22 protein-coding genes are annotated in these 25,973 nt (G+C 59.6%); 12 read left to right on the top strand and 10 right to left on the bottom strand.

Going from position 1 to position 25,973, the window contains the following annotated elements:
- Positions 1-8 precede the first annotated feature (8 nt).
- Positions 9-1,397, top strand: coding sequence for a Re/Si-specific NAD(P)(+) transhydrogenase subunit beta (gene pntB / locus CWM53_RS05770; protein ID WP_012541888.1), 1,389 nt, complete (start codon positions 9-11; stop codon positions 1,395-1,397).
- Between the two features lie 148 nt (positions 1,398-1,545).
- Positions 1,546-1,734: a YdiH family protein gene (locus CWM53_RS05775; protein WP_004887037.1), complete on the top strand. Its 189-nt coding sequence runs from the start codon at positions 1,546-1,548 to the stop codon at positions 1,732-1,734.
- Positions 1,735-1,850: 116 nt separating this feature from the next.
- Here CWM53_RS05775 and uspE read toward each other — a convergent pair whose 3' ends face one another.
- The 3 genes from uspE to ogt all read right to left on the bottom strand — a co-directional run bounded on the left by uspE (position 1,851) and on the right by ogt (position 4,402).
- Positions 1,851-2,801 (bottom strand): universal stress protein UspE, encoded by a 951-nt coding sequence (gene uspE / locus CWM53_RS05780; RefSeq protein WP_061154735.1) that lies wholly within the window; start codon positions 2,799-2,801, stop codon positions 1,851-1,853.
- 138 nt (positions 2,802-2,939) lie between these two features.
- The gene (gene fnr, locus CWM53_RS05785) at positions 2,940-3,692 is read right to left on the bottom strand and encodes a fumarate/nitrate reduction transcriptional regulator Fnr (protein WP_002903394.1); all 753 of its coding nucleotides are present in this window, start codon (positions 3,690-3,692) and stop codon (positions 2,940-2,942) included.
- A 194-nt stretch (positions 3,693-3,886) separates the two neighbouring features.
- Positions 3,887-4,402 carry a methylated-DNA--[protein]-cysteine S-methyltransferase gene (gene ogt, locus CWM53_RS05790; protein WP_023297535.1) on the bottom strand — a complete coding sequence of 172 codons (516 nt, stop codon included), beginning with the start codon at positions 4,400-4,402 and terminating at the stop codon, positions 3,887-3,889.
- 257 nt (positions 4,403-4,659) lie between these two features.
- Between ogt and CWM53_RS05795 the strand changes: the two genes are divergently transcribed.
- On the top strand, positions 4,660-4,818 hold the full coding sequence (locus CWM53_RS05795) for a phosphatidate cytidylyltransferase (protein WP_100729864.1): 159 nt from the start codon (positions 4,660-4,662) through the stop codon (positions 4,816-4,818).
- Between the two features lie 32 nt (positions 4,819-4,850).
- Here the strand turns inward: CWM53_RS05795 and abgT are convergent, their stop codons facing one another.
- The 3 genes from abgT to CWM53_RS05810 form a co-directional block, all read right to left on the bottom strand.
- Positions 4,851-6,377, bottom strand: coding sequence for a p-aminobenzoyl-glutamate transporter (gene abgT / locus CWM53_RS05800; protein WP_074385972.1), 1,527 nt, complete (start codon positions 6,375-6,377; stop codon positions 4,851-4,853).
- A 123-nt stretch (positions 6,378-6,500) separates the two neighbouring features.
- Positions 6,501-7,946: a M20 family metallopeptidase gene (locus CWM53_RS05805; protein WP_074385971.1), complete on the bottom strand. Its 1,446-nt coding sequence runs from the start codon at positions 7,944-7,946 to the stop codon at positions 6,501-6,503.
- Complete coding sequence (locus tag CWM53_RS05810) at positions 7,946-9,256, bottom strand: M20 family metallo-hydrolase (RefSeq protein ID WP_100675646.1); 1,311 nt, start codon at positions 9,254-9,256, stop codon at positions 7,946-7,948. The genes CWM53_RS05805 and CWM53_RS05810 overlap by 1 nt, the downstream gene beginning before the upstream one ends.
- 166 nt (positions 9,257-9,422) lie before the next feature.
- Between CWM53_RS05810 and CWM53_RS05815 the strand changes: the two genes are divergently transcribed.
- Positions 9,423-10,331 carry a LysR family transcriptional regulator gene (locus CWM53_RS05815; protein ID WP_061154730.1) on the top strand — a complete coding sequence of 303 codons (909 nt, stop codon included), beginning with the start codon at positions 9,423-9,425 and terminating at the stop codon, positions 10,329-10,331.
- A 101-nt stretch (positions 10,332-10,432) separates the two neighbouring features.
- Positions 10,433-10,996, top strand: coding sequence for a DNA endonuclease SmrA (gene smrA, locus CWM53_RS05820; protein WP_100630827.1), 564 nt, complete (start codon positions 10,433-10,435; stop codon positions 10,994-10,996).
- On the opposite strand, the gene CWM53_RS05825 is transcribed toward smrA, so the two are convergent.
- Positions 10,993-11,799, bottom strand: coding sequence for an IclR family transcriptional regulator C-terminal domain-containing protein (locus tag CWM53_RS05825; RefSeq protein WP_061154728.1), 807 nt, complete (start codon positions 11,797-11,799; stop codon positions 10,993-10,995). The genes smrA and CWM53_RS05825 overlap by 4 nt on opposite strands.
- Before the next feature lie 169 nt (positions 11,800-11,968).
- Between CWM53_RS05825 and CWM53_RS05830 the strand changes: the two genes are divergently transcribed.
- Genes CWM53_RS05830 through pcaC form a run of 6 tightly spaced genes read left to right on the top strand, consistent with a single transcriptional unit; the run spans position 11,969 to position 17,033 of the window.
- Positions 11,969-12,655: a 3-oxoacid CoA-transferase subunit A gene (locus tag CWM53_RS05830; protein WP_032754259.1), complete on the top strand. Its 687-nt coding sequence runs from the start codon at positions 11,969-11,971 to the stop codon at positions 12,653-12,655.
- A gap of 10 nt (positions 12,656-12,665) precedes the next feature.
- On the top strand, positions 12,666-13,322 hold the full coding sequence (locus CWM53_RS05835; protein ID WP_061154726.1) for a 3-oxoacid CoA-transferase subunit B: 657 nt from the start codon (positions 12,666-12,668) through the stop codon (positions 13,320-13,322).
- Positions 13,323-13,332: 10 nt separating this feature from the next.
- Positions 13,333-14,535, top strand: a complete 1,203-nt coding sequence (gene pcaF / locus CWM53_RS05840; RefSeq protein WP_074385967.1) for a 3-oxoadipyl-CoA thiolase — start codon at positions 13,333-13,335, stop codon at positions 14,533-14,535.
- Positions 14,536-14,544: 9 nt separating this feature from the next.
- On the top strand, positions 14,545-15,897 hold the full coding sequence (locus CWM53_RS05845; RefSeq protein WP_100729865.1) for a 3-carboxy-cis,cis-muconate cycloisomerase: 1,353 nt from the start codon (positions 14,545-14,547) through the stop codon (positions 15,895-15,897).
- Positions 15,887-16,654 (top strand): 3-oxoadipate enol-lactonase, encoded by a 768-nt coding sequence (gene pcaD / locus CWM53_RS05850; protein ID WP_100675644.1) that lies wholly within the window; start codon positions 15,887-15,889, stop codon positions 16,652-16,654. The genes CWM53_RS05845 and pcaD overlap by 11 nt, the downstream gene beginning before the upstream one ends.
- Positions 16,644-17,033 carry a 4-carboxymuconolactone decarboxylase gene (gene pcaC, locus CWM53_RS05855; protein WP_012968329.1) on the top strand — a complete coding sequence of 130 codons (390 nt, stop codon included), beginning with the start codon at positions 16,644-16,646 and terminating at the stop codon, positions 17,031-17,033. The genes pcaD and pcaC overlap by 11 nt, the downstream gene beginning before the upstream one ends.
- Before the next feature lie 425 nt (positions 17,034-17,458).
- Here the strand turns inward: pcaC and CWM53_RS05865 are convergent, their stop codons facing one another.
- The 3 genes from CWM53_RS05865 to CWM53_RS05875 form a co-directional block, all read right to left on the bottom strand.
- Entirely contained in the window at positions 17,459-19,075 is a 1,617-nt protein-coding gene (locus tag CWM53_RS05865; protein WP_165784131.1) for a mechanosensitive ion channel family protein, read from the bottom strand.
- Between the two features lie 164 nt (positions 19,076-19,239).
- Positions 19,240-20,892 (bottom strand): class I fumarate hydratase FumA, encoded by a 1,653-nt coding sequence (gene fumA, locus CWM53_RS05870; RefSeq protein ID WP_074385964.1) that lies wholly within the window; start codon positions 20,890-20,892, stop codon positions 19,240-19,242.
- 54 nt (positions 20,893-20,946) lie between these two features.
- Positions 20,947-22,458 carry an anion permease gene (locus CWM53_RS05875; RefSeq protein WP_012968326.1) on the bottom strand — a complete coding sequence of 504 codons (1,512 nt, stop codon included), beginning with the start codon at positions 22,456-22,458 and terminating at the stop codon, positions 20,947-20,949.
- A 641-nt stretch (positions 22,459-23,099) separates the two neighbouring features.
- Between CWM53_RS05875 and CWM53_RS05885 the strand changes: the two genes are divergently transcribed.
- The gene (locus CWM53_RS05885) at positions 23,100-25,877 is read left to right on the top strand and encodes a flavocytochrome c (RefSeq protein ID WP_074385962.1); all 2,778 of its coding nucleotides are present in this window, start codon (positions 23,100-23,102) and stop codon (positions 25,875-25,877) included.
- Positions 25,878-25,973 lie beyond the last annotated feature (96 nt).

Genomic DNA, 25,973 nt, shown 5'->3' on the forward strand with positions numbered 1-25,973 from the left:
GGTAGCACATGTCTGGTGGATTAGTTACAGCTGCATACATTGTTGCCGCAATCCTGTTTATTTTCAGCCTGGCGGGTCTGTCGAAACACGAAACGTCGCAGCAGGGCAACTATTTCGGCATCGCCGGGATGGCCATCGCCCTGATCGCCACTATTCTGGGGCCGGACGCCGGCAACGTCGGTTGGATCATCCTCGCGATGGTGATCGGCGGAGCGATCGGTATTCGTCTGGCGAAGAAGGTCGAGATGACCGAGATGCCGGAGCTGGTGGCTATCCTGCACAGCTTCGTGGGCCTGGCGGCGGTGCTGGTTGGTTTTAACAGCTATCTGCAGCATGAAACCGGGATGGAGCAGATTTTGGTCAATATCCATTTGACCGAAGTGTTCCTCGGCATCTTCATCGGTGCAGTCACCTTCACCGGTTCGGTGGTGGCGTTTGGTAAACTGCGCGGCAAAATTTCCTCGAAGCCGCTGATGCTGCCCAATCGCCATAAGCTGAACCTGGCGGCGCTGGTGGTCTCCTTCGTACTGATGGTGATTTTTGTTCGCGCCGACAGCACCGGCACCCAGGTCCTGTGCCTGCTGGTGATGACCGCGATCGCGCTGGCCTTCGGCTGGCACCTGGTGGCTTCTATCGGCGGCGCGGACATGCCGGTGGTGGTTTCCATGCTGAACTCCTACTCGGGTTGGGCGGCAGCGGCAGCGGGCTTTATGCTGAGCAATGACCTGCTGATCGTCACCGGCGCGCTGGTGGGTTCTTCCGGTGCCATCCTCTCTTACATTATGTGTAAGGCGATGAACCGCTCCTTTATCAGCGTGATTGCCGGCGGTTTCGGCACCGATGGTTCTTCCAGCGGCGGCGATGAAGAAGTGGGCGAGCATCGCGAGATTAGCGCGGAAGAGACGGCGGAGATGCTGAAAAACTCCCAGTCGGTGATCATCACCCCCGGCTATGGTATGGCGGTGGCTCAGGCGCAGTATCCGGTGGCAGAAATTACCGAGAAGCTGCGGGCGCGGGGTATCAAAGTACGCTTTGGTATTCACCCGGTAGCCGGGCGTCTGCCGGGGCATATGAACGTGCTGCTGGCGGAAGCCAAAGTGCCTTACGACATCGTGCTGGAGATGGATGAGATCAACGACGATTTCAGCGATACCGACACCGTGCTGGTGATTGGCGCCAACGACACTGTCAACCCGGCGGCGCAGGACGATCCGAAGAGTCCTATCGCGGGTATGCCAGTGCTGGAAGTCTGGAAAGCGCAGAACGTGGTGGTCTTTAAGCGTTCGATGAACACTGGCTACGCCGGCGTACAGAACCCGCTGTTCTTCAAAGAGAACACCCATATGCTGTTTGGGGATGCGAAAGCCAGCGTCGATGCGATCCTGAAAGCGCTGTAATGTAGCACGCTTGTTTTACAACGTTTGTTTATAAGCCGTCTCCTGTGAGACGGCTTTTTTATATACGGCGCAGTGCCTGGAATTGTTCATAAAATAAGCGGCAAGAGGTGATATAATGTCCCGGTTATTACATCAGACAGAGGATATTATGGATACCGAGTTAACCCCAACGCAGATGGCCATCGAATTCTTACGCCGCGACACTACCGTCATGACCCCAGCGCAGTATCTGAAAAAGCTGAAACTGCTGGAGCTGGAGTTTGCTGACCTGATGGCGCTCTCATCGCTGGAGCTGAAAGAAGAGATCGATCTGGCCTGGCGTCTGGGTATCCACTAAGCCATTCTCGCTGGACAGTGACAGGGGCCGCCAGCGGCCCTTTTTTTGTGCCTGACTGGCAGCAAGCAAAAAAATCCCCCGCGAGGCGGGGGAAGGTGAGCGGTACGAGAAGAGGGTTAATCGTCGTCGTCGTCGTCCAGTTCCACCGGCGTCTGGTAGGCCTCCGGTTTGAGTACCAGGAGGTCGCAGCGCAGATGGTCGACCACCTGTTCCGCCGTATTGCCGAGGAACGCTGCTGACAGGCCGGTACGTCCGACCGTTCCCAGCACCACGATCCCCGCCTGCAGATGCTCGGCGAGATCCGGGATCACCTCCTCAGGCAGTCCTTTTTCCACGTGGGTGAATTTCTCATCGATGCCAAACTTCTGCCGCAGCGCTTTCATCGCCAGCAGGTGCTGACCGCGAATGGCGTCGTTGTAGACGCTGGGATCAAAATCCGGTAGCTCAATCGCGATATTGATGGGGGTCACCGGATAAGCGCCGATGAGATGAACTTCGGTATGGTTGACTTCTTTCGCCAGCGACAGCGTCTCCCGAACCAGCTTTTCGTTCAGGGTATTGTGATAATTCTCTTCGCTGGCAAGGTTGACCGCGACCAGCGCTTTGCCACCTTCCGGCCACGGTTGGTCTTTCACCATCCACACCGGGCACGGGCACTTACGCAGCAGATGCCAGTCGGTCGGAGTGAAGATCACCGCCTCCAGTTTGTCGTGCTGGTGGGCCATCTTCAACAGCAAATCGTGTTTCTCGCTAATGACTTCCTGAATAATGGCTTCGAAGGGGCGGTTGTGCCACACCACTTTCACGTCAATCGGCACACCCGATTCAATATAGAATTTCGCCTGCTCGCGGATCCAGGCCGTACGTTGGGCAATGACGCCCTGGCGCATCGCCGTGCGTTCGTCCGGCGACAGCAGGGTGGTCATTTCATAAGAAAAATCATAGATCGGCAAAAAGGCTTTGATGCGTCCACCAATCCGTTGGTGCAGGTACACCGCGCGCCTAAGTGCCGGCTGGTCGTCCTGGTTAGGATCGATTACTACCAGCATGCTCTGATACTTCGCCATACAGGGTCTCCTTACAACTGCAGCTACCGTCAGTTACTAAAAAGATAACCTATATGGATGAATTGAAACAGGGGAGGAGCCTGGTCAGATCAACAAATCTTAAAAAATTGCCGATCGTGACCAGGAGGTGCTCAGAGATTAAGCGACGTTACGCGCCTGACCGGCCAGCTGGGCCAGCAGATCGCTGTTTTCAATGGTGATGTATTTGCCTTTCACCGCCAGCATGCCGCTTTTCTGGAAACGTCCCAGCAGACGGCTGATGGTTTCGACAGTGAGGCCGAGATAGTTGCCAATGTCGCCGCGGGTCATGGTCAGGCGGAACTCACGCGGTGAGAAACCGCGCTGGGCGAAACGACGAGAGAGGTTATAGATAAACGCAGCCAGACGCTCTTCGGCATTCTTTTTGGAAAGCAGCAGGATCATATCCTGGTCGCCTTTAATCTCACCGCTCATCAGGCGCATCATCTGCTGACGCAGATTCGGCATTTTTCCGGAAAGATCGTCAAGGGTTTCGAAGGGGATCTCGCAAACCATCGAGGTTTCCAGCGCCTGTGCAAAGCTCGGGTGCAGACCGGTGCCGATGGCGTCGAAACCCACCAGATCGCCCGCCAGATGGAAGCCGGTGATCTGCTCATCACCCTGCTCGGTGATGGTGTAGCTTTTGATGGTCCCGGAGCGAATAGCGTACAACGACTTCAGCTCATCACCGGCTTTGAACAAGGTTTGACCTTTCTGGATAGGCTTTTTCCGCTCGATAATATTATCCAGCTGATCAAGCTCATGCTCGTTCAGAGTAAAGGGGATGCAGAGCTGGCTGATACTGCAATCCTGACAATGGATAGCACAACCGCCAGACTGAATGCGTCGAATAATTCGCTTCTCAGGGATCATATGTCTGCTCAGGCCTTAATTGATATTGGTCAATTTTAACATCTTTTTGATCAGCAGGTAAGTCTTCAGACCCGGAAACACGTAATATCAGCAGGGTAAATCAAAACGGATAAATATCTATTTGATTAACAATAGATTATTTCGCTATGTTTGATTGTAAAATTACCTGAAGATTCCAGAAAAGGCATTTTCAGTCAAAGTAAAAGATACCCTTCATGGCGCAATAACCACTCTTTTCGCTGCACGCCGCCGGCATAGCCGGTCAGGGTGCCGTTACGCCCGATGACCCGATGGCAGGGCACCACGATACTCACCGGATTGGCGCCATTGGCGGCCCCCACGGCGCGAGCGGCACCGGGGCGTCCGAGCGCCTCGGCTAGCTGGCCATAGTGCATCACCTGGCCACAGGGGATATCGCGTAACGCCTGCCAGACCTGACGCTGGAAAGGGGTGCCGGCGGTGGCGGTAGGCAGGGTATCGATAATCGCCAGATCGCCGGCGAAATAGTCGTTCAGCTTACTGCTGAGACCGCCTGGATTGCGGCAGTCGACGCGCTGATAACCTTCCCGGCGATAGTGAACGTCGAGCAGGGTTTCCATCCGATCGCGGTGCTCGTCCCACTCAACGGCGCGCAAATTAAACTGTTCGTCGCAAAGTACCCACAGCGGCCCCAGCGGGGTATCCATTTTGTCCTGCAGCAAGGTCAACATCGTTTCTGTCATCCACCATCGTACATGAGGGGCACACGATACCACGCGCTGACGACAGTCAACTATACTCCCAAAAGATAAAGCCGCATCACGGGCTGGCGCTCTGCGTAAGCCACAATGATTTATTTTTGGATCGATCCCGGCGGGTTATCGGGCATGGTTTTTGCTACTTTTTAACTGACGATGCCGGTGCTTCACGCGCCCGGTAGGGTGCCGACGCCTCAGCGCGGCGCGGTTAATCACTCAGAGGTGGAGCTATGCAATTTATACTGACTGGCGTACTGGTATTGATCATCAGCGGCTTAGCGATCCACGGTCTGACCCTGGTGTTTGAAAGGGTGTACAAAGCGCTTTTCTGCAAATTCGCCAGTGCGGATCATGTTGCCAGCAAAGTGAAAACGAAGGGAGCGCGTTAACGTTATGCGGCCGTCCCTGGCCTGCAAGCGGGTTAAGGAAGACGCGGATAGATGCCCGGGCCGATCGGCAGTCCCACCAGATACCAGCCCACCAGCAACAGCAGCCAGACGGCAAGAAAAATCAGCGGGTAAGGGAGCACCAGCGAGTAGTAGGTGCCGAGGCGGGCATCCGGTCGGTAGCGCTGTAGGAAGCCGAGAAACAGCGGCACAAACGGCGACACCGGCGCCAGCGGCAGCACCGATGAATCGGCGATGCGAAAGAGGATCTGCGCAAACGCCGGGTGAAAGCCCAGCAGCATAAACATCGGCACGAAGATCGGCGCCAGAATCGACCAGATGGCCGAGCCGCTGGCGATAAACATACACAGAAAAGCCGACAGCAGCGCGAGTCCGACAAACGCCGGGACGCCGTTCATCCCTGCGCTCTCCAGCAGGTCCGTCAGACCGACGGCCATAAACTTGCCCATGTTGCTCCAGTTGAACATCGCCACGAACTGCGCCAGCGGGAAGACCATCACGATAAACCCGGCCATCTCTTTCATCGGCTCAATCATCAGCTGCGGCAGGTCGGCCTGGCGGCGAATTTTGCCGGTGGCGATGCCGTATGCCAGCGACACGACAAAGAAGAAAAAGATAATCAGCGGCACAATGCCTTTGATAAACGGCGAGGGCATGACCGTATGTTGAACCGGGTCGCGAAGAATACCATTCTCGGGGACCACCATCAGGGCGATGACCGCCACGAATACCAGCGTTGCCACGCCGGCGATGCGCAGGCCGAAACGCTCCTCGGGCGTCAGCGTCTGCAGCTTTTCATCACGACTGCCTTGCCACTGGCCCAGTCGCGGCTCAACCAGCTTATCGGTGATCAGTCCGCCGACGAGCGTCAGAACGATCACCGAGGTCGCCATAAAGTACCAGTTGTCGATCACGCTGACGTGCAAAGAGGCATCGATGGATTTTGCCGCCTCGGTGCTGATCCCCGAGAGCAGTACGTCGGTGGTGACGATCAGTAAATTGGCGGTAAAGCCGCAGCCCACACCGGCAATCGCCGCCAACAGGCCGGCGACAGGATGCCGACCGACGGCGAGGAACATCAGCGCGCCCAGCGGCGGCATAATTACCAGCGCCGCGTCAGAAGAGATATGGCTGAAGAAGGCGATAAACAGCACCATATAGCTGGCATATCGGGCGCTGACGTGAGAGGCCATCTTCACCATCAGCGCGGGTAACAGGCCCACCCGCTCGGCGAAGCCGGCGCCCAGCACCAGGGCGAGGATCGCCCCCAGCGGCGCGAAACCGCTGAAGTTTTTAATGACGTTGGGCAAAAACCAGTGCAACCCTTCCACGCTGAGCAGATTTTTGACCACCACCCGTGAACCATCCGTAGGGTTCTGCACCCCGACGTTGAAGGCGGAAAGTATCGCCGTGGCCGCGATCAGCGCCACGATAAGATAGATAAACAGCAAAAACGGGTGCGGGACTTTGTTACCGATCTTCTCTACCCAGCCATAGCGCTTTCCGCCGGGGGAAGACGACGGTATGGATGACATACTCATGGGCGTTCCTCTGTTGTCGTTGTTGTGTTGGGCAGGCCTGCTCCCGTACTGCCGGCGGTTATTATGGTCGGTGCGTGCCGCGATGCCGGTCAGCGTTGGCCAGGAGTAGCCTGTCTTAAGTGGTTATCGTAAAACGGACGGACTCACCTCCGCCGGGATCGGGCAGCGATAGGGGCGTTCGGCCAGTACCTGCCTGAGTTCTTGCTGGCTGGCCGCCAGCAGGGCGCTGTCGCTGAATAAACGGATCGCGGTCGCCGCGAGCACTTTCCCCGCCAGCAACATCCCTTTATGGGCGATGGTGGTTCTGCCCTGGCTCACCAGTTGCCAGCTGTGCAGCGGGGTTCCCACCGCGAAGCACGGGCTGAAGCACTGGGCCACCGGCGCTTTCCAGCTGACATCGCCGACGTCAGTGGAGCCGGCGAGGACGTTATCCGTGGCCGCCCACGGCGCCACCTCATCAATCAGCAGCGTGTCGCGGTGGCGACGAGCGAACGTTTTCCCTTCCTCCCCACTGGTGCCGGCAATATTGTTCAGGCTGTTGTTAATATCGTTGGCGCTGAGGGTGGCGCGGATCGCCGCGGCAAAGGCGCGCTCCTCGTCGCTCCAGTCGGGGGTACCGTAATGACAGACCGCCTGATACATCGCCGCCTCAAGCGTGCGGTTGGGCAGATAGCTGGAGCAGGCTTTTTCAAAGCGGCAACTGACCTGGGTCTCGGTCATCAGCGCGGCCCCCTGGGCAATCTTCTCGATGCGGGCGAAGATCTGCTCCGCGTCGGCCATCTCCGGCGCGCGGATCAGATACAGCACTTCCGCCTGAGCCTGCACTACGTTGGGCGAGACACCGCCGGTATCGGTAATGGCATAATGGACCCGCGCCTTCTCGATAATATGTTCATTGAGGAAGTTGCTGCCGGTGGTCATCAGGGTGACGGCATCCAGCGCGCTCCGGCCCAGGTGCGGCGAATTCGCAGCGTGGGCAGCGGTGCCGGTAAAACGCCATGCCGCCTGGATATTGGCGAGAGTGCGGGTGCTGAACATCCCGGCCCAGGCTTCCGGATGCCAGGTCAGCGCCGCATCGACATCATCAAACAACCCTTCGCGCACCATAAAGGTTTTTCCCGAGCCGCCTTCCTCGCCGGGACAACCATAGAAGCGCAGCGTGCCCGCGCCGCCGTGCTGCTGCAGCCAGGCTTTGGCGGCGACCGCCGCGGCGAATGCCGCCGTACCGAGCAGATTATGCCCACAGCCGTGGCCGTTTGCCCCCGGCGTCAACGACATTGGCTCCGCGCAATGGGCCTGCTGGCTGAGACCCGCCAGCGCGTCATATTCGCCCAGCAGGGCAATGACCGGTTGGCCTTCGCCGACGCTGGCGATAAAGGCGTTAGGGATCCCACCCGCATCGCGAGTGAGCTGGAAACCTTCCGCTTCCAGGGCGTCCGCCAGGCGTTGGGCGGACCAGAACTCCTCAAAGCGGGTCTCCGGGTGATCCCAGATGTCATCGGCGATGGCACAGTATGCCTCGCGTCGCGTCTCAATCACTTCATCCACAAACGCAAAAATGGATCCCATCACACCCCCCGCTGCCAGGGAAAGTTAAGCGCGATTCGCGCCAGGGTTTCTACCGCTATCACCATGACGCTCTCGTCGAAGTCAAATCTCTCGTTGTGGTGACCGGCGCTCAGTTCGGTGCCGAAGATCATGTACGAGGCGAGGCCGCCGCGCGCCTGGACCCGGGCCATCATCAGGGTGGCGTCTTCCGAGCCCGCCGGGGCGGCGATGCGATCCACCGCCTGTTGCACGCCGGGCACCCGGGCGGCCTGTTCGCGCAGATAGTCCACCCACGCCGGCGACGGTGCGCTGGCGGTCGCTGCGCCCATCATGCGCAGTTCGTAGCGGGCTTCGTACATCGCCGCCGCCCCGGCGACGACGTGCTGCGCCCGCTCGAACACGTACTGGTTAATGGCTTCGCTTTCACCGCGGGTTTCCACTTTTAACAGCGCGGAAGAGGGCACCACGTTACGCCCGGTACCGGCCTGCATCACCCCGACGTTGACCCGCGAGGCGCCGGCGCTGTGCGGCGGGATGGCATGCAGGCCAAGAGCGGCCTGGGCGGCGGCCAGCAGCGCGTTACGCCCCTCCTCGGGCTTGCCGCCGGCGTGGGCGGCCACGCCGCTAAACTGCACGTCGAATTTAGTGGTGGCCATAAAGTTGTCGCCGCCGCACACCACGGTGCCCACCGGCACGCCGGTTCCGATATGGATCGCCGTGAAGTAGTCCACGTCATCCACCACGCCGGCGGCCACCATCGCCCGGGCGCCGCGGGTGCCCTCTTCAGCGGGCTGGAAAATCAGCTTAATTACCCCGTTGAGCTGCGCGGCATACTGCTTCAGGACATGCGCCAGACCCAGCCCGATGGCGGTATGGCCATCATGGCCGCAGGCGTGCATCATGCCGGCGTTGCAGGAAGCGAAATGGTCGCGATGGGGGCGGTGGCTGTCGTCGTGCTGTTCATTGAGGTCAAGGGCATCCATATCGACGCGGAAAGCCAGTGTTGGGCCGGGCCGCCCGGTGTCGAGCGTGGCGACCACGCCGGCGAAACCGCCTTCAAACGCCGGTAACCAGCGTTCCGTCGCCCCCTGTTCGCGGGCGCGTTCGAAAGCCTGGGCCAGGGTCTCCTCGTCCGGCAGCCCCATCCGGCTATCGGCATCGATGACGTCGCGCCCCAGCGCCAGCTGATAGCCGAGCCCGTCGAGGATCTCCGCCACCTTGCTGGCGGTGCGGAATTCCAGCCAGCCGGATTCCGCGTGCAGGTGAAAATCACGACGCCATTCGGTCATGGCCGGCGCCAGCTGGTGGAGGTATTCATCAAGTTGCGGCATAGCTCATCCTGTCATAAGTAAAAAATGTGACGGTGTTCACGATGTGATAGCTTTTGTTTATCACTTACGTTTTACAGGCCGTATCCCACTTAACCTGCCACAGCCTGATGGATTACAGTAGATGTGATTTTCTTCTGTCTGATAAACAATGGTTATCACCTAAAGCATGGCATTTCAGATTAAATTTCATCATATCCGCGCCTTCGTCGAAGTGGCCCGGGAAGGGAGTATTCGCGGCGCCAGCCGGGCGCTGGCGGTCTCGCAGCCGGCCCTGACCAAAGCGATTAAAGAGCTGGAGGAGGGGCTTTCCGCCCAGCTGTTCGTACGCCGCAGTCAGGGGGTGGCGCTGACCGAAAACGGCGAAAGCTTTTACCAACATGCGAGCTTGATCCTTGAAGAGTTGCGGGCGGCGCAGGACGAACTGCTGCAGCGCCAGGGCGAGCAGGCCGGGCAAATTAATATTGGCCTCGGCGCCAGCGTCGCCCGGTCGCTGATGCCGTCGGTGATCTGCCGCTTTCATCAGCAGCATCCGCAGGTAAAGGTGCGGATCATGGAAGGCCAACTATTGGCGATGATCAATGAGCTGCGCCAGGGAGAGCTGGATTTCACCATCAATACCTATTACCCCGGGCCGTACGACCATGAGTTCAGCTTTGAGAAACTGTTTGAGAAACCGTTCGCGGTGTTCGCCCGCGCGGGACATCCGGCGGCGCAGGCCACCTCGCTGGGGGAGCTGATGGATCACCACTGGACCATGCCGACGCCGCGCGGCAGCTACTTTAAACAGCTGCAGGACCGGCTTAATCAGGCCGGGCTGGCACCTAAGGTGGATATTGTTTGCGAAACCTTCTCGTCGTGCATTAGCCTGGTGGTGAAAAGTGATTTTCTCAGCATCCTGCCGGTGGAGCTCGGCAACGATCCGCTGATGGCGGACAAGCTGGTGATGATCCCTGTCCGCGACGTCTTGCCGACGGCCGCCTATTTTCTGATCCAGCGGCGCGACACCCGGCAGACGCCATTAACGGCGTCGTTAATCACGCTGTTTCGCCGTCAGAGCCGACAATTGTTTCCTTAATCGCCCGTGGCGCTCACTTTGCCAGCGAACGCGGCTAAACGCGTTGAGGGGCGCGCGCGGGGCGGCTATAGTAGCTGGCGACAGCCGCTGGAGGAGAGCCCATGAACCTTGATGACAAATCCCTGTTTCTTGACGCCATGGAAGATGTCCAGCCTCTGAAACGTAACAATGACGTGCACTGGCATCCCGGGCGCAACAGCCGGGCCCCGCAGCGCGTCGATACCCTGCAACTGGATAATTTTCTCACCACCGGCTATCTCGATATCGTGCCGCTCGCCACGCCGCTGGAGTTTAAGCGTGAAGGGCTGCAGAGCGGCGTGCTGGATAAGCTGCGCCGAGGGAAATACAGCCAGCAGGCGAGCCTCTCCCTGCTGCGCCAGCCGGTGGAGCAATGTCGGCAGATGCTCTTCGCTTTTATGGTGCAGGCGCAGAAAGAGGGGTTACGCAATGTGCTGATCGTTCACGGCAAAGGCCGCGACGACCAGTCCCACGCCAATATTATCCGCAGCTATCTGGCGCGCTGGCTGGAAGAGCTGCCGGAGGTGCAGGCCTTCTGCACCGCGCTTCCACATCATGGCGGTAGCGGCGCCTGCTATGTCGCGCTGCGTAAATCGGCCGAGGCGAAGCAGGAGACCTGGGAGCAGCACGCCAAGCGCAGTCGTTAGCGCAGAAGCAGCGTCAGCTCGCGGGCGGCTTTTTGCAGCTCCGGCAGCACGCGATCGATCATCTCGCGGGCCGACATCTGGCCCGCATGCACCCCGACGTTCAGCGCCGCCTGGACCTGCCCCTGAGCGTTAAACAGCGGTACCGCGAGGGAGCGCAGGCCCATCTCCAGTTCCTGATCGTTGAGGGCATACCCCTGCTGGTGAATCCGTTTCAGTTCGGTGCGTAGCTTCGCCACCGAATCCACCGTCTGCGGGGTGTAGCGGATCATGGTCACCCGAGCCAGCATATCGTTGAGCTTCTCCTCCGGCTGATGGCTGAGCAGCACCCGGCCCATCGAGGTCGCCCAGGCCGGAAGGCGGCTGCCAATATCCAGGTCGATGGTCATAATCCGCGAGCTGGAGGCGCGGGCGATATACAGAATATCGTCCCCGTCGAGGGTGGCGATGGAGCAGGACTCATTGAGCATTTCGCTCAGATGTCGCAGCACCGGCTGCGCCGAACGCGCCAGTGGCGTCGAGGCCAGCCAGGCGTGGCCCAGCGCCAGGATCCGCGGTCGCAGCTGGAAATTCTTACCGTCTTCGGCATACACGAACCCCAGCTTGCTCAGGGTATACAGGCAGCGGCGCACCGCCGCGCGCGGAATGCCGGTCTTCTGGCTGATCTGCGAGATAGACAACAGGGGCCGCTGCGGTGTGAACGCCTGAATCACCTCCAGACCCCGAGCCAGGGAGGCCATAAAGTTAGGATCGCCTTTAAACGGATCGCCGTCGCCGGTCAGTAAATCGTCTGGATGCTTGTCCATTTCTGTTCCCCATATTTGCCATCGATCACATTCTTTCGCTAAAGATAACCGATGTTCGATTATCGCACCATATTTCGATTATCGCCCTTGACCGACATCGTTAAGCGGGTCACATTTTGTGCGAACAACGAATAAAAGTGCGATTACCGCACATCACTGGAGCGACCTGATGATTGATAAAAGCGTATCGACGCTGAGCGAGGCCATCGCCGGGATCCACGACGGGGCGACTATTATGATCGGCGGCTTTGGTCCCGCCGGCCAGCCGACCTTTCTGATTGACGCCCTGATTGACCAGGGTGCCCGCGACCTGACCATCATTAATAACAATGCCGGCAACGGGGAAGTGGGTCTCGCGGCGCTGCTCAAGGCCGGGCGAGTACGCAAGATGATCTGCTCCTTCCCGCGCCAGGTGGATTCCCAGATTTTCGATGACCTCTATCGCCGCGGCAAAGTGGAGCTGGAGCTGGTGCCGCAGGGTAACCTCGCGGCGCGGATCCAGGCGGCTGGCGCCGGGCTGGGGGCAGTGTTTACCCCCACCGGCTACGGCACACCGCTGGCGGAAGGCAAGGAGACGCGGGAAATCGACGGTCGTCACTATGTGCTGGAGTATCCGATCAAAGCCGATTTCGCGCTGATTAAGGCCCATCAGGGCGACCGCTGGGGCAACTTGGTCTATCGCAAGGCGGCGCGCAACTTTGGCCCGATCATGGCGACGGCGGCGAAAACCACCATCGTTGAAGTCTCGCAGCTGGTGCCGCTGGGCGACCTCGACCCGGAAACTATCATCACCCCCGGCATTTTCGTCCAGCGTGTCTTCTCGCTGGAAAACCTGACTGCCGCGCAACGCGCCTGAGGAGCCCGACATGCAAAAACTGACCCGTGACGAAATGGCCCAGCGCGTGGCCCGCGATATTCCCGAAGGCGCTTACGTCAACCTCGGTATCGGCCTGCCGACCCGCATTGCCAATTACCTGCCCGCCGACAAAGAAGTGTTCCTGCACAGCGAAAACGGCCTGTTGGGGATGGGGCCGAAACCGCAGCCCGGGGAAGAAGATCCCGAGCTGATCAATGCCGGTAAAGAGTATGTCACCCTCCTGCAGGGCGGCTGCTATTTCCACCACGGCGACTCCTTCGCCATGATGCGCGGCGGCCATCTCGATATCTGCGTGCTGGGGGCCTATCAGGTTTCCGCCAGCGGCGACCTTGCCAACTGGAGCACCGGTGCGCCGGATGCGATCCCGGCCGTTGGCGGGGCGATGGATCTGGCCATCGGCGCCCGCCAGGTTTTCGTGATGATGGACCACCTGACCCGTGACGGCGAGTGCAAGCTGGTGGAGCAGTGCAGCTACCCGCTGACCGGCGTCGGCTGCGTCAGCCGGATCTATACCGACCTGGCGGTGATCGACATCACCGACCGCGGCCCGGTGGTACGTGAAATCTTTAACGGTCTCTCTTTTGAAGAGCTGCAGCGCATCACTCCGGTGGCGCTGACCTTTGAACAACTGGCGGAAAGCGCGTAAGGAACCTATGATGAATCAGGCATTTATCTGTGATGCGGTGCGTACACCCTTTGGCCGTTTTGGTGGTACCCTGGCGACGATGCGCGCCGACGACCTCGCGGCGTTGCCATTAAAAGCCCTGCTGGCGCGTAACCCGGGACTGGATCCCTCGCGCATTGACGATGTGATCTTTGGCTGCGCCAACCAGGCCGGGGAAGATAACCGCAACGTGGCGCGGATGGCGCTGCTGCTGGCCGGGCTGCCGGAGAGCGTGCCCGGGAGCACCATCAACCGCCTGTGCGGTTCCAGCCTCGATGCGATCGGCGTCGCGTCGCGAGCCATTAAAAGCGGCGAGACGCAGCTGATGATCGCTGGCGGCGTGGAGAGCATGTCCCGCGCGCCGTTTGTGATGGGGAAAGCGGAGAGCGCCTTTAGCCGCAGCATGCAGATGGAGGATACCACCATCGGCTGGCGCTTTATTAACCCGCAAATGAAAGCCCTGTACGGCGTGCATTCCATGCCGGAGACGGCGGAAAACGTCGCCGATGAGTTTGCCATTTCCCGTGCCGATCAGGACGCGTTCGCCTTACGCAGTCAACTGCGTACCGCCGCGGCGCAGGAGGCGGGGCGTTTCGCCGATGAGCTGATTGCCGTCCAGGTGCCGCAGCGCAAAGGCGAGCCGCTGCTGTTTAGCCGCGATGAGCACCCGCGCAGTACCTCGCTGGAGGCGCTGGCTAAACTGCGCGGCGTGGTGCGCGCCGACGGCAGCGTCACCGCCGGTAACGCCTCCGGCGTTAACGATGGCGCCTGTGCGCTGCTGCTGGCCAGCGAGACGGCGCTGGCGGCTCACGATCTTCAACCGCTGGCCCGGGTGGTCGGCGTGGCGACGGCGGGTGTTGCGCCGCGGATCATGGGCTTTGGCCCGGCGCCCGCGGTGCGTAAGGTGCTGGCGCAGACCGGCCTGACATTAGCCCAGATGGATGTGATCGAGCTGAATGAGGCCTTCGCCGCTCAGGCGCTGGCGGTGACCCGTGATTTGGGCTTACCGGATGATGCCGCCCACGTTAACCCTAACGGCGGGGCGATCGCGCTGGGCCACCCGCTCGGCGCCTCCGGCGGCCGGCTGGCGATGACCGCGGCTTATCAGCTGAAACGGACCGGCGGCCGCTACGCCCTGTGCACCATGTGCATCGGCGTCGGACAGGGGATTGCCCTGATTATTGAACGTGTTTAAGGAGCCAGAATGAGTTTGTTGACCCCAATGCTGCGCAGCAGTCCGCTGACCGACTGGTTCAGCGACGCGCAGCGGGTGCAGGGCATGCTGGATTTTGAAGCGGCGCTGGCGCAGGCGCAGGCCGCCTGCGGGATGGTGCCGCCGGAAGCGGTCGGGCCGATTGTCGCGGCCTGCCGCCACGAGACCATCGATTTTGCCGCGCTGGGCGAGGCGGCGGTGGGGGCCGGTAACCTGGCGATCCCGCTGGTGAAACAGCTGACGGCGCAGGTAAAAGCGCGAGATCCTGAGGCTGCGCGCTACGTTCACTGGGGCGCTACCAGTCAGGACGCCATCGACACCGGACTGGTGCTCCAGCTGCGCGGGGCGCTGGATGCCGCTGAGACCTTGCTTGAGCAACTGTTGGCTGCCCTGGCTCTCCAGGCGGATCGTTATCGCGATACTGTCATGCCGGGTCGGACCTGGATGCAGCATGCGCTGCCGGTGACCTTTGGCCTGAAGCTGGCGGGCACCCTCGACGCGCTCCTGCGCTGGCAGCAGCGGCTGCGCGAGATGCGTCCGCGGCTGCTGGTACTGCAGTTTGGCGGCGCCGCGGGCACTCTGGACGCGCTAAAAGAGAAAGGGCCGGCGGTTGGCCAGGCGCTGGCGCAGATCCTCGGTCTGTCGCTGCCGGATACGCCGTGGCACAGCCAGCGCGATCGGCTGCTGGAGGTGGGCGCCTGGTTTGCCGGTGTCTGCGGCACGCTGGGTAAATTCGCTAACGACTTCTCTCTGCTGATGCAGACCGAAGTGGCTGAGGTCGGCGAGCCGGTGGCGGAAGGCCGCGGCGGCTCATCGACGATGCCGCATAAGCGCAATCCGGTGGCCTGCGCGGCGATCCTGACCGCCGCCCAGCGTACGCCGGGACTGATGGCGACCCTCTACGCCAGCCAACTCCAGCAGCACGAGCGGGCGCTGGGCGGCTGGCAGGCGGAGTGGGAGACGCTGCCGGAGCTGATTACCCTGGTGGGTGGGGCGCTGGCGCAAAGCGAAGCGCTGGTGCGCGATATGCAGGTCTTCCCGCAGAAAATGCGCGCCGATCTCGATATCACCCACGGGCTGATCATGGCCGAGGCGGTGACCCTGGCGCTGGCGGAATTCACCGGCAAAGCCGAGGCGCATCATCATATCGAGGCGCTGTGCCGTCAGGCGCTGGACCGTCACTCTCCGCTGGTCGATCTGCTCGCGACCGATCCGCAGGTCAGTCAGTATCTCTCTCGTGAACGCTTAACCACGCTGCTGGACCCGGCAACGGCGACCGGCAGCGCCGAACGCTTTGTGCGCCAGGTGCTGGCGCGTTATCAGGAGCAACGTGATGAATCTTGATTATCAACTCGACGGGCCGGATGGCGCGCCGGTTATCGTCCTCTCCAACTCGTTGGGCACCACCCGGGCGATGTGGCAGCCGCAGATCGAGGCGTTAACCGCCCATTTTCGGGTGCTGCGCTATGACACCCACGGTCACGGCAATACGACGAAAAATGGCAAAGTCACCCTCGCCCAACTGGGTGAGGATGTGATTACGCTGCTCGATCACCTGAATATCGACCGCGCCTGGTTCTGCGGGATCTCAATGGGGGGGCTGACCGGCCTGTGGCTGGGACGCTTTGCGCCAGAGCGTTTTTATGGTCTGGCTGTCGCCAACACCGCGGCGCGTATTGGCGATCAGGCCAGTTGGCTGTCGCGGGCGCGGGCGGTACGCCAGGAGGGAATGGCGGTGGTGGCCGCCGGGGCCGCGGATCGCTGGTTCACTCATGCGTTTCGCCAGAAGGCGCCGGAGGTGGTGGAGGCGCTATGCCACCAGTTAACCCATACCGACGCCGAAGGCTATGCCGCCTGCTGTGAGGCGCTGGCCGCGGCCGACCTGCGCGGCGAAGTAGGGCAGATCCCGTTGCCGACGTTAATTATCGCCGGTGAAAGTGACCCTGTCACTACGGTCAGCGACGCCAGTTTCCTGCAGCAGCAGATCCCCGCTTCCCAGGTGGTGGTGCTGGCGGCATCGCATCTGTCAAACATTGAGGCGCCGAAAAGCTTTACTTCGGCGCTGCTGAGCTTTTTCCAGGGGGAACGCCATGGAGGATAAACAGCGCTATCAGGACGGGATGGCGGTACGGCGCAAAGTATTGGGCGACGCCCACGTCGACCGTACCCTGCAGCATCTGACGCCGTTGAATGACGAGTTTCAGGACTTTATCACCCGCTACGCCTGGGGCGAGACCTGGACGCGTCCGGGGCTCGATCATCATACCCGCAGCATGATCACTATTGCCATGCTGATCGCTCTCAATCGCGAGGCGGAGCTGAAGATGCATCTGCGGGCGTCGTTTAACAATGGGGTGACCCGTGATGAGCTGAAAGAGTTGATCATGCACTCTGCGCTGTACTGTGGGCTGCCGGCGGCGAATGCCACGATGCATCTGGCGCAGCAGGTGTTTGATGACATCGACGCCGCGCAGGGTTGAGTCGTCGTCCGAGTCGGATTGCCCGGCGGCACTGCGCTTGCCGGGCCTGGGAAGCGAAGATCGCCTGTAGACCCCGTAGGCCGGGTAAGGCGCAGCCGCCACCCGGCGAAATAACGGCACTACCGGAAATGTCCCTGTTCGCACTATGTTTGGCAGGGCCACAACGTTTGGCAGGGCTACAACTTCTATGTTAATTCCGGGCAGATTGCGCTCCCGGTTGATCTTCTGCGCTATGTCTCTTATGGCGCAGGGAGCGCACAGCACCGGCAGTTTCAGTCGCGCAAGTGGGTAAATGAGTGACAGGTCGCACGATCCGTAGGCCGGGCAAGGCGTTAGCCACCGCCCGGCACAAACGCGGCTCTGCGCTGGCTGTTTTTGCTCAGCGGCGCAGCCGCCACCCGGCGGACATGCCGGTACGATATCCCTTATTTCTCAGGCTCCTGCGGCGCGACGGCTGGGGCGGCGTACCAGGCTTCCTGCGGCACCACCACCGCCGCCTTGGGCTGCATCACAAAATTCGGCGACATAATCTGCACGCCGAATTCGTTAAACACATCAATAATACTGCTATGCAACGCGTTGCGGCCCTCCGGCAACAACGTCGCGGGGAGCAAGCGCACCTGCAGCTCATACGCGGTGTACCAGTCAAGCAACCCCAGCTTGCGAACTATCGGGGCGATTTGCTGATCCACGCCGGGGGTGCGTCTTGCCGCCAGCTCCAGCAGCGCATGAACCTGACGCCATGGCGTATCGTAACCGATGGTGACGCTGGTGGTGAGGTTGAACCCGCCGTCGGTGCTCTCGGCGCTGAGATTAATAATTTTCCCGCTCACCACCACGGCGTTCGGGACGGTGACAATGTAATTCTCACGGGTGAGGATCTTGGTCGCCAGCACGCCAATCTCGCTGACCTGTCCCTCATTGTCGGCGAGGCGGATCCAGTCGCCTTTGCGCAGCGCCCGGGAGTAGATCAGCACCAGGCCGCTCATCGCATGGGTCATCACCCCGGTCGACCCGAGAGTCAGCATCAGGCCGAAGAACACGCTAATGCCTTTGAAGGCGAGGGAGTTGGCGCCGGGGAGGAACGGGTAGGCGGCGGACAGGGCAAACAGCCAGATGACCACCGAGATCAACCGGCGGGTGGCGCTGACAGTTTCCGGATGGATGCCCGGCACCTGAATGCGGCCGGCGGCGACCTGGTCGAGAGCGACTTTCACCAGGCGAATGATGAGCCAGGTGATCAGGAAAATCAGTACCACAATCATCAGCCCCGGCAGGGAGGCGACAATCGACAGGGAGAGATCGCGGATCACGCCCAGCGACCAGTCGCCCAGCGATTCACTCCACACCCGTGTCCAGGGAAACAGGCTGAAAGCCCAGTTCAGCCAGAGATAACTGGCCAGCATGCCGACGAGAATGACCAGCACAGCATAGAGTCGAACTTCAATATTGCCGAGATAGCGCCGCCAGTGCTGCGGGATGGCGCTGCGTTTTTCAAGGATCCGCAGCAGGAAAAAGCGCCGCACCCGCCGCCAGGCGCGGAAGGCGCCATAATAAAACAGTGCCAGCAGCAGCCCCCCGGCCAGCGCTTTGCCGGCGGAGAGCAGCAGATAGCGGTGGTTGAACTGTTCCTGCAGGCTGGTGCGCTGGGCCTCCATTCGCGCCAGCACCCGCTGGGCCGCCTGGTCGAGCGTTAAATCATCGCCCTCGTCGAGATCCGCCTGGCTCAGCAGCAGCACCGGTTTGCCGTTCATCAGGAACAGCCGGCCTGGCTGACCATAGCGGTTGACCGCAACGACCCGCAGCGGCTGGCGAATATCGTCTTCAGTAAAGGCGCGCAGGGCGCTGCGGGTACGCAGGACGCGCTCTTCGGGCGTAGTCTGGCCGAAAGTAGCCTGCAACATGACGACAGGTTGGTGGAAAACGGTGACCGTGCGTGCCTGCTCGCGCGCGGTTGGCTGCTGCCGCGGTTCGGCAGCCAGCGCCGGCTTTAGCACCAGCAGCGCCAGCGCCCAGACGATCACCACGCTCATCCTGTTCATAGAGGCACCTGAGAAAGAGAATTATTGTTATTTTTCAGCAAACAACGGACGGCTTGTAGTTGAGCATAGCCTGGCGCGAAATGAATTCAAGTTGGCGCGGGGTGGGCATAAAAAAAGCCGTCGCCCAAACGGCGACGGCCTGCTATCAGCGTCAGAAGTGAGCGTTAGCCGTGCTGTTTACAGCCGGCGCACTGCTTATTCTGGATCTGCTGGAAGAAGTCGTTACCTTTATCATCGACCAGAATAAACGCCGGGAAATCTTCCACTTCGATCTTCCAGATGGCTTCCATCCCCAGTTCCGGATAGGCCACGCACTCGAGGCTCTTAATGCTTTGCTGGGCAAGCACGGCTGCCGGGCCGCCGATGCTGCCGAGGTAGAAGCCGCCGTGTTTATGGCAGGCATCGGTCACCTGCTGGCTGCGGTTGCCTTTCGCCAGCATTACCATGCTCGCGCCGTGCGACTGCAGCAGACCGACATAAGAGTCCATGCGGCCTGCGGTTGTCGGACCGAGGGAGCCGGAGGCATAACCGGTCGGCGTCTTCGCCGGGCCCGCGTAGTAGATCGGGTGATCTTTGACGTACTGCGGCAGCGCCTCGCCGTTATCGATAAGTTCCTTCAGCTTAGCGTGGGCGATGTCGCGGGCCACGATGATGGTGCCGTTGAGGCTCAGGCGGGTGGAGACCGGGTGCGCCGACAGTTGCGCCAGGATTTCGCTCATCGGCTGATTCAGGTTGATGCTGACGACATTGCCTTCACCCTGCTGACGCAGATGCTCAGGGATATATTTCCCCGGATTGCTCTCCAGCTTCTCGATCCATATGCCGTCGCGGTTGATTTTCGCTTTGATGTTGCGGTCGGCGGAGCAGGAGACGCCCATGCCGATCGGACAGGAGGCGCCGTGGCGCGGCAGACGGATCACCCGGATATCGTGAGCGAAGTATTTCCCGCCGAACTGCGCGCCGAGGCCGAGGTTCTGCGCTTCCAGCAGCAATTCCTGCTCCAGCTGCACATCGCGGAACGCCTGACCGTGCTCGTTGCCTTCGGTCGGCAGGCCGTCGTAGTAGCGGGTGGACGCCAGCTTCACGGTCTTCAGCGTCGCTTCTGCCGAGGTACCGCCGATCACAAACGCGATGTGGTATGGCGGGCAGGCGGCCGTACCGAGGGTGCGCATTTTCTCAACCAGATAGTTTTTCAGCTTCGCCGGGGTGATCAGCGCTTTGGTTTCCTGATAGAGATAGGTTTTGTTGGCGGAACCGCCGCCTTTCGCCATACACAGGAACTTATACTCTTCACCGTCGACGCTGTAGAGATCGATCTGCGCCGGCAGGTTGGTGCCGGTGTTGACCTCTTTATACATATCCAGCGGCGCGTTCTGCGAGTAACGCAGGTTATCTTCGGTATAGGTGTTGTATACACCCTGAGCCAGGGCGGCTTCGTCACCGCCGCCGGTCCAGACGCGCTGGCCTTTTTTACCCATGATGATGGCGGTGCCGGTATCCTGACAGGTCGGCAGAATACCTTTGGCGGCGATTTCGGAGTTGCGCAGGAACTGCAGCGCCACGTATTTGTCGTTTTCGCTGGCTTCCGGGTCGAGCAGAATGGCCGCGACCTGCTGCTGATGAGAGACACGCAGCATAAAGGCGGCGTCGTGGAAGGCCTGCTGGGCGAGCAGGGTCAGCGCCTGCGGTTCTACTTTCAGAACCGGCTGGCCTTCAAATTCGGCGACAGAGACGTGCTCTTTGCTGAGCAGATAGTATTCGGTATCGTCGTGCGCCAGCGGGAACGGATCCTGATAAACAAACGGTTTAGTCGACATAGTCACTTACTCCATAAAGATAAAAACCGCCGGGGTGGTCCCGGCGGTTATGAATCAGAACATCATGGACATCCACGGATAGCCAATCAGCAGCAGGGCGGCCAGGAAGATGGCGCCAAAGATGGTGCCGAGGCGCCAGTAGTCTTTGGTCGGCAGGTAGCCGCTGCCGTAGTAAATTGGGCTTGGGCCAGTACCGTACGGGGTGATAATCCCCATCACGCCCAGCGAGGTGACCATCAGCAGGACGAACACTTCCATATTCATACCCGGAATGGTGGCCGCAATAGTCAGCATGGCCGGCAGCAGGGCAGTGGTGTGTGCGGTGGTGCTGGCAAACAGGTAGTGCAGCAGGTAGAACGCCAGCAGCAGGACGATGGTCGCCACGCCTGGGGAGATACCGCCCATCAGCGCGCCGCCCTCTTTACCCAGCCAGGCGATGAACCCGGTGGAGGAGAGGCCGTCGGCCAGTGCCACCAGGGTGGCAAACCAGACAAAGGTGTTCCACGCCGCTTTGTTGTTGGTGATGTCGCTCCAGGAGAGCACGCCGGTCCACAGCATCAGCACGATAACCAGCAGGGCGGCCAGCGCCGGTTCAATCCAGTCGGCGGCGAAGATCCACATCATCAGCGCGAAGCAGACGAACACCAGCAGCAGAATTTCATTGCGCGACAGTTTGCCCAGTTTTTCCAGCTCACGCGCGGCCCACAGCGGCACTTCATTATTGATTTTCACTTCCGGCGGATAGAACCAGTACGCCAGCAGCGGCATGGTCAGGATCAGCAGAACACCGAGCGGCAGGAAGGCGATGAACCAGGTCCCCCACGAGATGTTGATGCCGACGATGCTTTTTACCAGCGCCAGGGCCAGCAGGTTCGGTGCCAGCGCCGACAGGAACATCGAGCTGGTGATACAGGCGGCGGTGATCGCCACCCACATCAGATAGGAACCGATTTTACGCGCGCTCGGGTCGTTTGGTTTTGAACCGTACAGCGGCGGCAGGTTGGCAATGATCGGGTAGATGGTACCGCCGCTGCGCGCGGTGTTAGACGGCGTAAACGGCGCCAGTAACAGGTCAGCGAAGGTGATGGCGTAGCCCAGCGTCAGGCTGCGACGGCCAAGATATTTCACCAGGATGAGAGCCAGGCGGCGGCCAAACTGGGTTTTATCGTAGCCGGCAGCGAACATAAAGGCGCCGAAGATAAGCCAGACCGTGGAGTTGCCGAAGCCGCTCACCGCCCATTTAAAGGAGGCGCCGGCCAGCTTGAAGCTCGGGGCGGCCATCTGTTCCGGGCTGAACAACAGCCACTGGCTACAGAGGGCGATCACCACCACGCCGGTGATGCCGATAACGGCGCCAGGCAGCGGTTCAAAAATTAACCCGACGATCACCCCGACGAAGATGGCGAAGTAGTGCCAGGCATACGGCGGCAGGCCATCGGGGACGGGAACAAACAGTAACAGCACAGCGACGATTATCGGCAGCGCCATCATCAGGAGACGTTTTTTAGTCGCAGTCGTTGGGTTGACTGCACCGGCAGGCGGTATGGTTGTCTTTTTCTCTTTCATAATGAGTATCTGCAAGTTGTTGAAAATAGCGTTTACGCCAGCGACATGCTCAGTGATTTATTTAATTACAAAAGTTACTTTAGTTTTTATTTTTCGTTTCTGAGTATCGTCAGGGCGATTATTTAACGCGTTTGTCTGGGCGTTAAATTAAATTTGTTGGTTATTTATATATTGCGCTTTCAATGGCCATTGCAATTGATCGAGATCAAGTAAAGCAGGTGATTTCACTATTTTTTTATTATCAGTATAACCCTATGTGATGAGGTGTTAATTTGGCTAAAATATCGATAAATGTTAAAATAAAAATGAACAATTAATGCTTAATTTATTCATTTCTCGCACAACTATATGAAAGTAAATGGTTTTATTGGTCGTTGCAATCGTTTTGAATGTTAACATAAGTATCTAAAATGTTATCGTGCATTTGTATTATGTAAATGCTATTTATTATTTTAATAATACAATAGAGGTAGCGATGTTATTGTTGGGGTTAAATAGTTTTATAACTAACGTAATTGATTTAGTAACTAAAAAACACGCTATATTATTGGCATGACAACAGGAATTAAAAAACCAAAACCATTAATGATTCCGTCACCCCATTCTGAGTTTTTAATATTTTAAAATCTGGAGCGTAACTTATGACCAGTAACGAACGAATTCTGCAGCCATTTACTTTACCAAATGGTACGGAGCTGAAAAACCGTTTGCTCATGGCGCCGATGACCACCTGCACCGGTTATTTCGATGGGACTGTCACCAGCGAGCTGGTGGAGTACTATCGCGCTCGCGCCGGCAGCATCGGTACCATTATTGTCGAGTGCTGCTTTATTGATGACTACGGCCTGGCCTTCCCGGGCGCGATCGGCATCGATAATGATGAAAAAATTGCCGGCCTGGCGAAAATCGCCGAGGCGATCAAAGCGCAAGGTTCAAAAGCGATTCTGCAGATCTATCACGGCGGACGCATGGTCGACCCGCAACTGATCGGGGGGCGTCAGCCGGTGGCGCCAAGCGCTATTGCCGCGCCGCGTGAGGGCGCCGCGATGCCGCGGGCGCTGAGCGGAGAAGAAGTGGAAGGGATGATCGCCAAGTTTGGCGACGGCGTCCGTCGCGCCATTCTCGCCGGTTTCGACGGCGTTGAAATCCATGGGGCCAACACCTATCTTATCCAGCAGTTCTATTCGCCGAACTCCAACCAGCGCGACGACGAGTGGGGCGGTAGCCGCGACAATCGCGCTCGTTTCCCGCTGGCGGTCCTCGACATCACCCACAAAATGGCCCGCCAGTACGCTGACGATGCCTTTATCATCGGCTATCGCTTCTCGCCGGAAGAGATGGAGGTCCCGGGGATCCGCTTCGACGACACCATGTATCTGCTGGAAAAGCTGGCCGCCCGCGGTGTCGATTATCTGCACTTCTCGGTGGGCGCGACGCTGCGTCCGTCTATCGTCGATACCTGCGATCCGACACCGCTGATCGAGAAATACTGTGCGATGCGCTCTGAAACCCTCGCCCAGGTGCCGGTAATGGGCGTCGGCGGTGTGGTTAACGTTGCTGATGCCGAGCTGGGCCTCGATCATGGTTATGACCTGATCGCCGTGGGTCGCGCCTGCATCGCCTATCCGGACTGGGCGGCACGTATCGCCGCCGGTGAAGAGCTGGAGCTGTTTATCGACAGCACCCAGCGTGAAGCGCTGCATATTCCGGAACCGCTGTGGCGCTTCTCGCTGGTGGAAGCGATGATCCGCGACATGAGCATGGGCGACGCCAAATTTAAGCCGGGGATGTTTGTTGAAACCGTTCAGGATGACACCAATGAACTGGTGATCAACGTCAGCCTCGAAAATGATCATATTGCCGATATCGAACTGGCGGCGAGCCCGGTGCAGACCGTCGAGTTCACCACCAGCTTCGAAGAGATCCGCGAACGTATTCTGACCGCCAATACCCCGCACGTGGACGCCATTTCCGGTGCCACCAGCCAGAGCGAAGCGGTGAAAAAAGCGGTCGCCAAAGCGATGCTGAAATCCAGCAAAGCGCTGGCAGCGGAAGAGGGCGGCAATGACGCCGCGCCGAAAAGTTATGACGTGGTGGTGGTCGGCAGCGGCGGCGCCGGCCTGGCGGCAGCTATTCAGGCTCACGACGAAGGCGCCAGCGTGCTGATCGTCGAAAAAATGCCGACCATTGGCGGCAACACCATCAAGGCTTCCGCCGGGATGAACGCCGCGGAAACTCGCTTCCAGCGGGTCAAAGGTATTCAGGACAGTAAAGAGTTGTTCTATCAGGAAACCCTGAAGGGCGGCCACAACAAAAACAACCCGCAGCTGCTGCGTCGCTTCGTGGAGAATGCGCCGCAAGCCATTGAGTGGCTGGCGGACCGCGGCATTATGCTCAACGACATCACCACCACCGGCGGGATGAGCATTGACCGTACCCACCGTCCGCGCGACGGGTCAGCGGTCGGCGGCTATCTGATTAGCGGCCTGGTGCGCAACATCACCAAACGCGGCATCGACGTCCTGCTGGATACCTCGGTGGAAGAGATCCTGATGCGCGGGGATGAGGTGAGCGGTGTACGTCTGGTCAACGACGAGAAAGAAGTCATCGAAGTGCAGACCAAAAGCATCGTAGTGGCCACCGGCGGCTTCAGTGCCAACAGCGCGATGGTGGTGAAGTATCGTCCGGACCTCGACGGTTTCGTGACCACCAACCACAAAGGGGCGACCGGGAGCGGTATCGCGCTGCTGGAACGCATCGGCGCCGGCACCGTGGATATGGGCGAAATTCAGATTCACCCTACCGTCGAACAGCAGACCTCGTACCTGATTTCCGAATCGATTCGCGGCGGCGGCGCTATTCTTGTTAACCAGCAGGGGAACCGCTTCTTTAACGAAATGGAGACCCGCGATAAAGTCTCGGCGGCGATTATCGCCCTGCCGGAACACTATGCGTACATTGTCTTTGACGAACATGTGCGGGCGAAAAACAAAGCTGCCGATGAGTACATCGCCAAAGGCTTCGTCACCAGCGCCAGCTCGCCGCGGGAACTGGCGGAGAAACTGGGGATGGATTACCATGCCTTCCTCGCCACCCTCGAGTGCTACAACGGGGCAGTGGAAAAACAGCATGATGAACAGTTTGGCCGGACCACCGCGCTGCGCGCGCCGATTAACGAAGGCCCGTTCCACGCCATTCGTATTGCCCCTGGGGTGCACCACACCATGGGGGGCGTGACCATTAATACCGATGGCGAAGTGCTGAACGTTGACCAGCAGCCGATCCGCGGCGCCTACGCCGCCGGTGAAGTGGTGGGCGGGATCCACGGCGGCAACCGCATCGGCGGTAACGCGGTCGCGGATATCATCATCTTCGGTACCCTCGCGGGCCACCAGGCGGCGAAACGTGCCAGAGGATAACAGGTAATTGCTGATGCCGGGCTGGTGCTTTTGCCGCCCGGCTTAGAGCCTATCTCATTAGGGCTATTTTGCTTGCCATGTTGAACCTGGGCAGTG

Source organism: Klebsiella sp. A-Nf5 (assembly GCF_002810545.1).
GTDB classification, from domain to species: domain Bacteria; phylum Pseudomonadota; class Gammaproteobacteria; order Enterobacterales; family Enterobacteriaceae; genus Klebsiella; species Klebsiella variicola.

What these genes read in the sequence shown, in the direction of transcription:
- pntB (WP_012541888.1), top strand. Translation starts at nt 9, where the DNA reads ATGTCTGGTGGATTAGTTACAGCTGCATACATTGTTGCCGCAATCCTG.
- CWM53_RS05775 (WP_004887037.1), top strand. Translation starts at nt 1,546, where the DNA reads ATGGATACCGAGTTAACCCCAACGCAGATGGCCATCGAATTCTTACGC.
- uspE (WP_061154735.1), bottom strand. Translation starts at nt 2,801, where the DNA reads ATGGCGAAGTATCAGAGCATGCTGGTAGTAATCGATCCTAACCAGGAC.
- fnr (WP_002903394.1), bottom strand. Translation starts at nt 3,692, where the DNA reads ATGATCCCTGAGAAGCGAATTATTCGACGCATTCAGTCTGGCGGTTGT.
- ogt (WP_023297535.1), bottom strand. Translation starts at nt 4,402, where the DNA reads ATGTTGACCTTGCTGCAGGACAAAATGGATACCCCGCTGGGGCCGCTG.
- CWM53_RS05795 (WP_100729864.1), top strand. Translation starts at nt 4,660, where the DNA reads ATGCAATTTATACTGACTGGCGTACTGGTATTGATCATCAGCGGCTTA.
- abgT (WP_074385972.1), bottom strand. Translation starts at nt 6,377, where the DNA reads ATGAGTATGTCATCCATACCGTCGTCTTCCCCCGGCGGAAAGCGCTAT.
- CWM53_RS05805 (WP_074385971.1), bottom strand. Translation starts at nt 7,946, where the DNA reads ATGGGATCCATTTTTGCGTTTGTGGATGAAGTGATTGAGACGCGACGC.
- CWM53_RS05810 (WP_100675646.1), bottom strand. Translation starts at nt 9,256, where the DNA reads ATGCCGCAACTTGATGAATACCTCCACCAGCTGGCGCCGGCCATGACC.
- CWM53_RS05815 (WP_061154730.1), top strand. Translation starts at nt 9,423, where the DNA reads ATGGCATTTCAGATTAAATTTCATCATATCCGCGCCTTCGTCGAAGTG.
- smrA (WP_100630827.1), top strand. Translation starts at nt 10,433, where the DNA reads ATGAACCTTGATGACAAATCCCTGTTTCTTGACGCCATGGAAGATGTC.
- CWM53_RS05825 (WP_061154728.1), bottom strand. Translation starts at nt 11,799, where the DNA reads ATGGACAAGCATCCAGACGATTTACTGACCGGCGACGGCGATCCGTTT.
- CWM53_RS05830 (WP_032754259.1), top strand. Translation starts at nt 11,969, where the DNA reads ATGATTGATAAAAGCGTATCGACGCTGAGCGAGGCCATCGCCGGGATC.
- CWM53_RS05835 (WP_061154726.1), top strand. Translation starts at nt 12,666, where the DNA reads ATGCAAAAACTGACCCGTGACGAAATGGCCCAGCGCGTGGCCCGCGAT.
- pcaF (WP_074385967.1), top strand. Translation starts at nt 13,333, where the DNA reads ATGAATCAGGCATTTATCTGTGATGCGGTGCGTACACCCTTTGGCCGT.
- CWM53_RS05845 (WP_100729865.1), top strand. Translation starts at nt 14,545, where the DNA reads ATGAGTTTGTTGACCCCAATGCTGCGCAGCAGTCCGCTGACCGACTGG.
- pcaD (WP_100675644.1), top strand. Translation starts at nt 15,887, where the DNA reads ATGAATCTTGATTATCAACTCGACGGGCCGGATGGCGCGCCGGTTATC.
- pcaC (WP_012968329.1), top strand. Translation starts at nt 16,644, where the DNA reads ATGGAGGATAAACAGCGCTATCAGGACGGGATGGCGGTACGGCGCAAA.
- CWM53_RS05865 (WP_165784131.1), bottom strand. Translation starts at nt 19,075, where the DNA reads ATGAACAGGATGAGCGTGGTGATCGTCTGGGCGCTGGCGCTGCTGGTG.
- fumA (WP_074385964.1), bottom strand. Translation starts at nt 20,892, where the DNA reads ATGTCGACTAAACCGTTTGTTTATCAGGATCCGTTCCCGCTGGCGCAC.
- CWM53_RS05875 (WP_012968326.1), bottom strand. Translation starts at nt 22,458, where the DNA reads ATGAAAGAGAAAAAGACAACCATACCGCCTGCCGGTGCAGTCAACCCA.
- CWM53_RS05885 (WP_074385962.1), top strand. Translation starts at nt 23,100, where the DNA reads ATGACCAGTAACGAACGAATTCTGCAGCCATTTACTTTACCAAATGGT.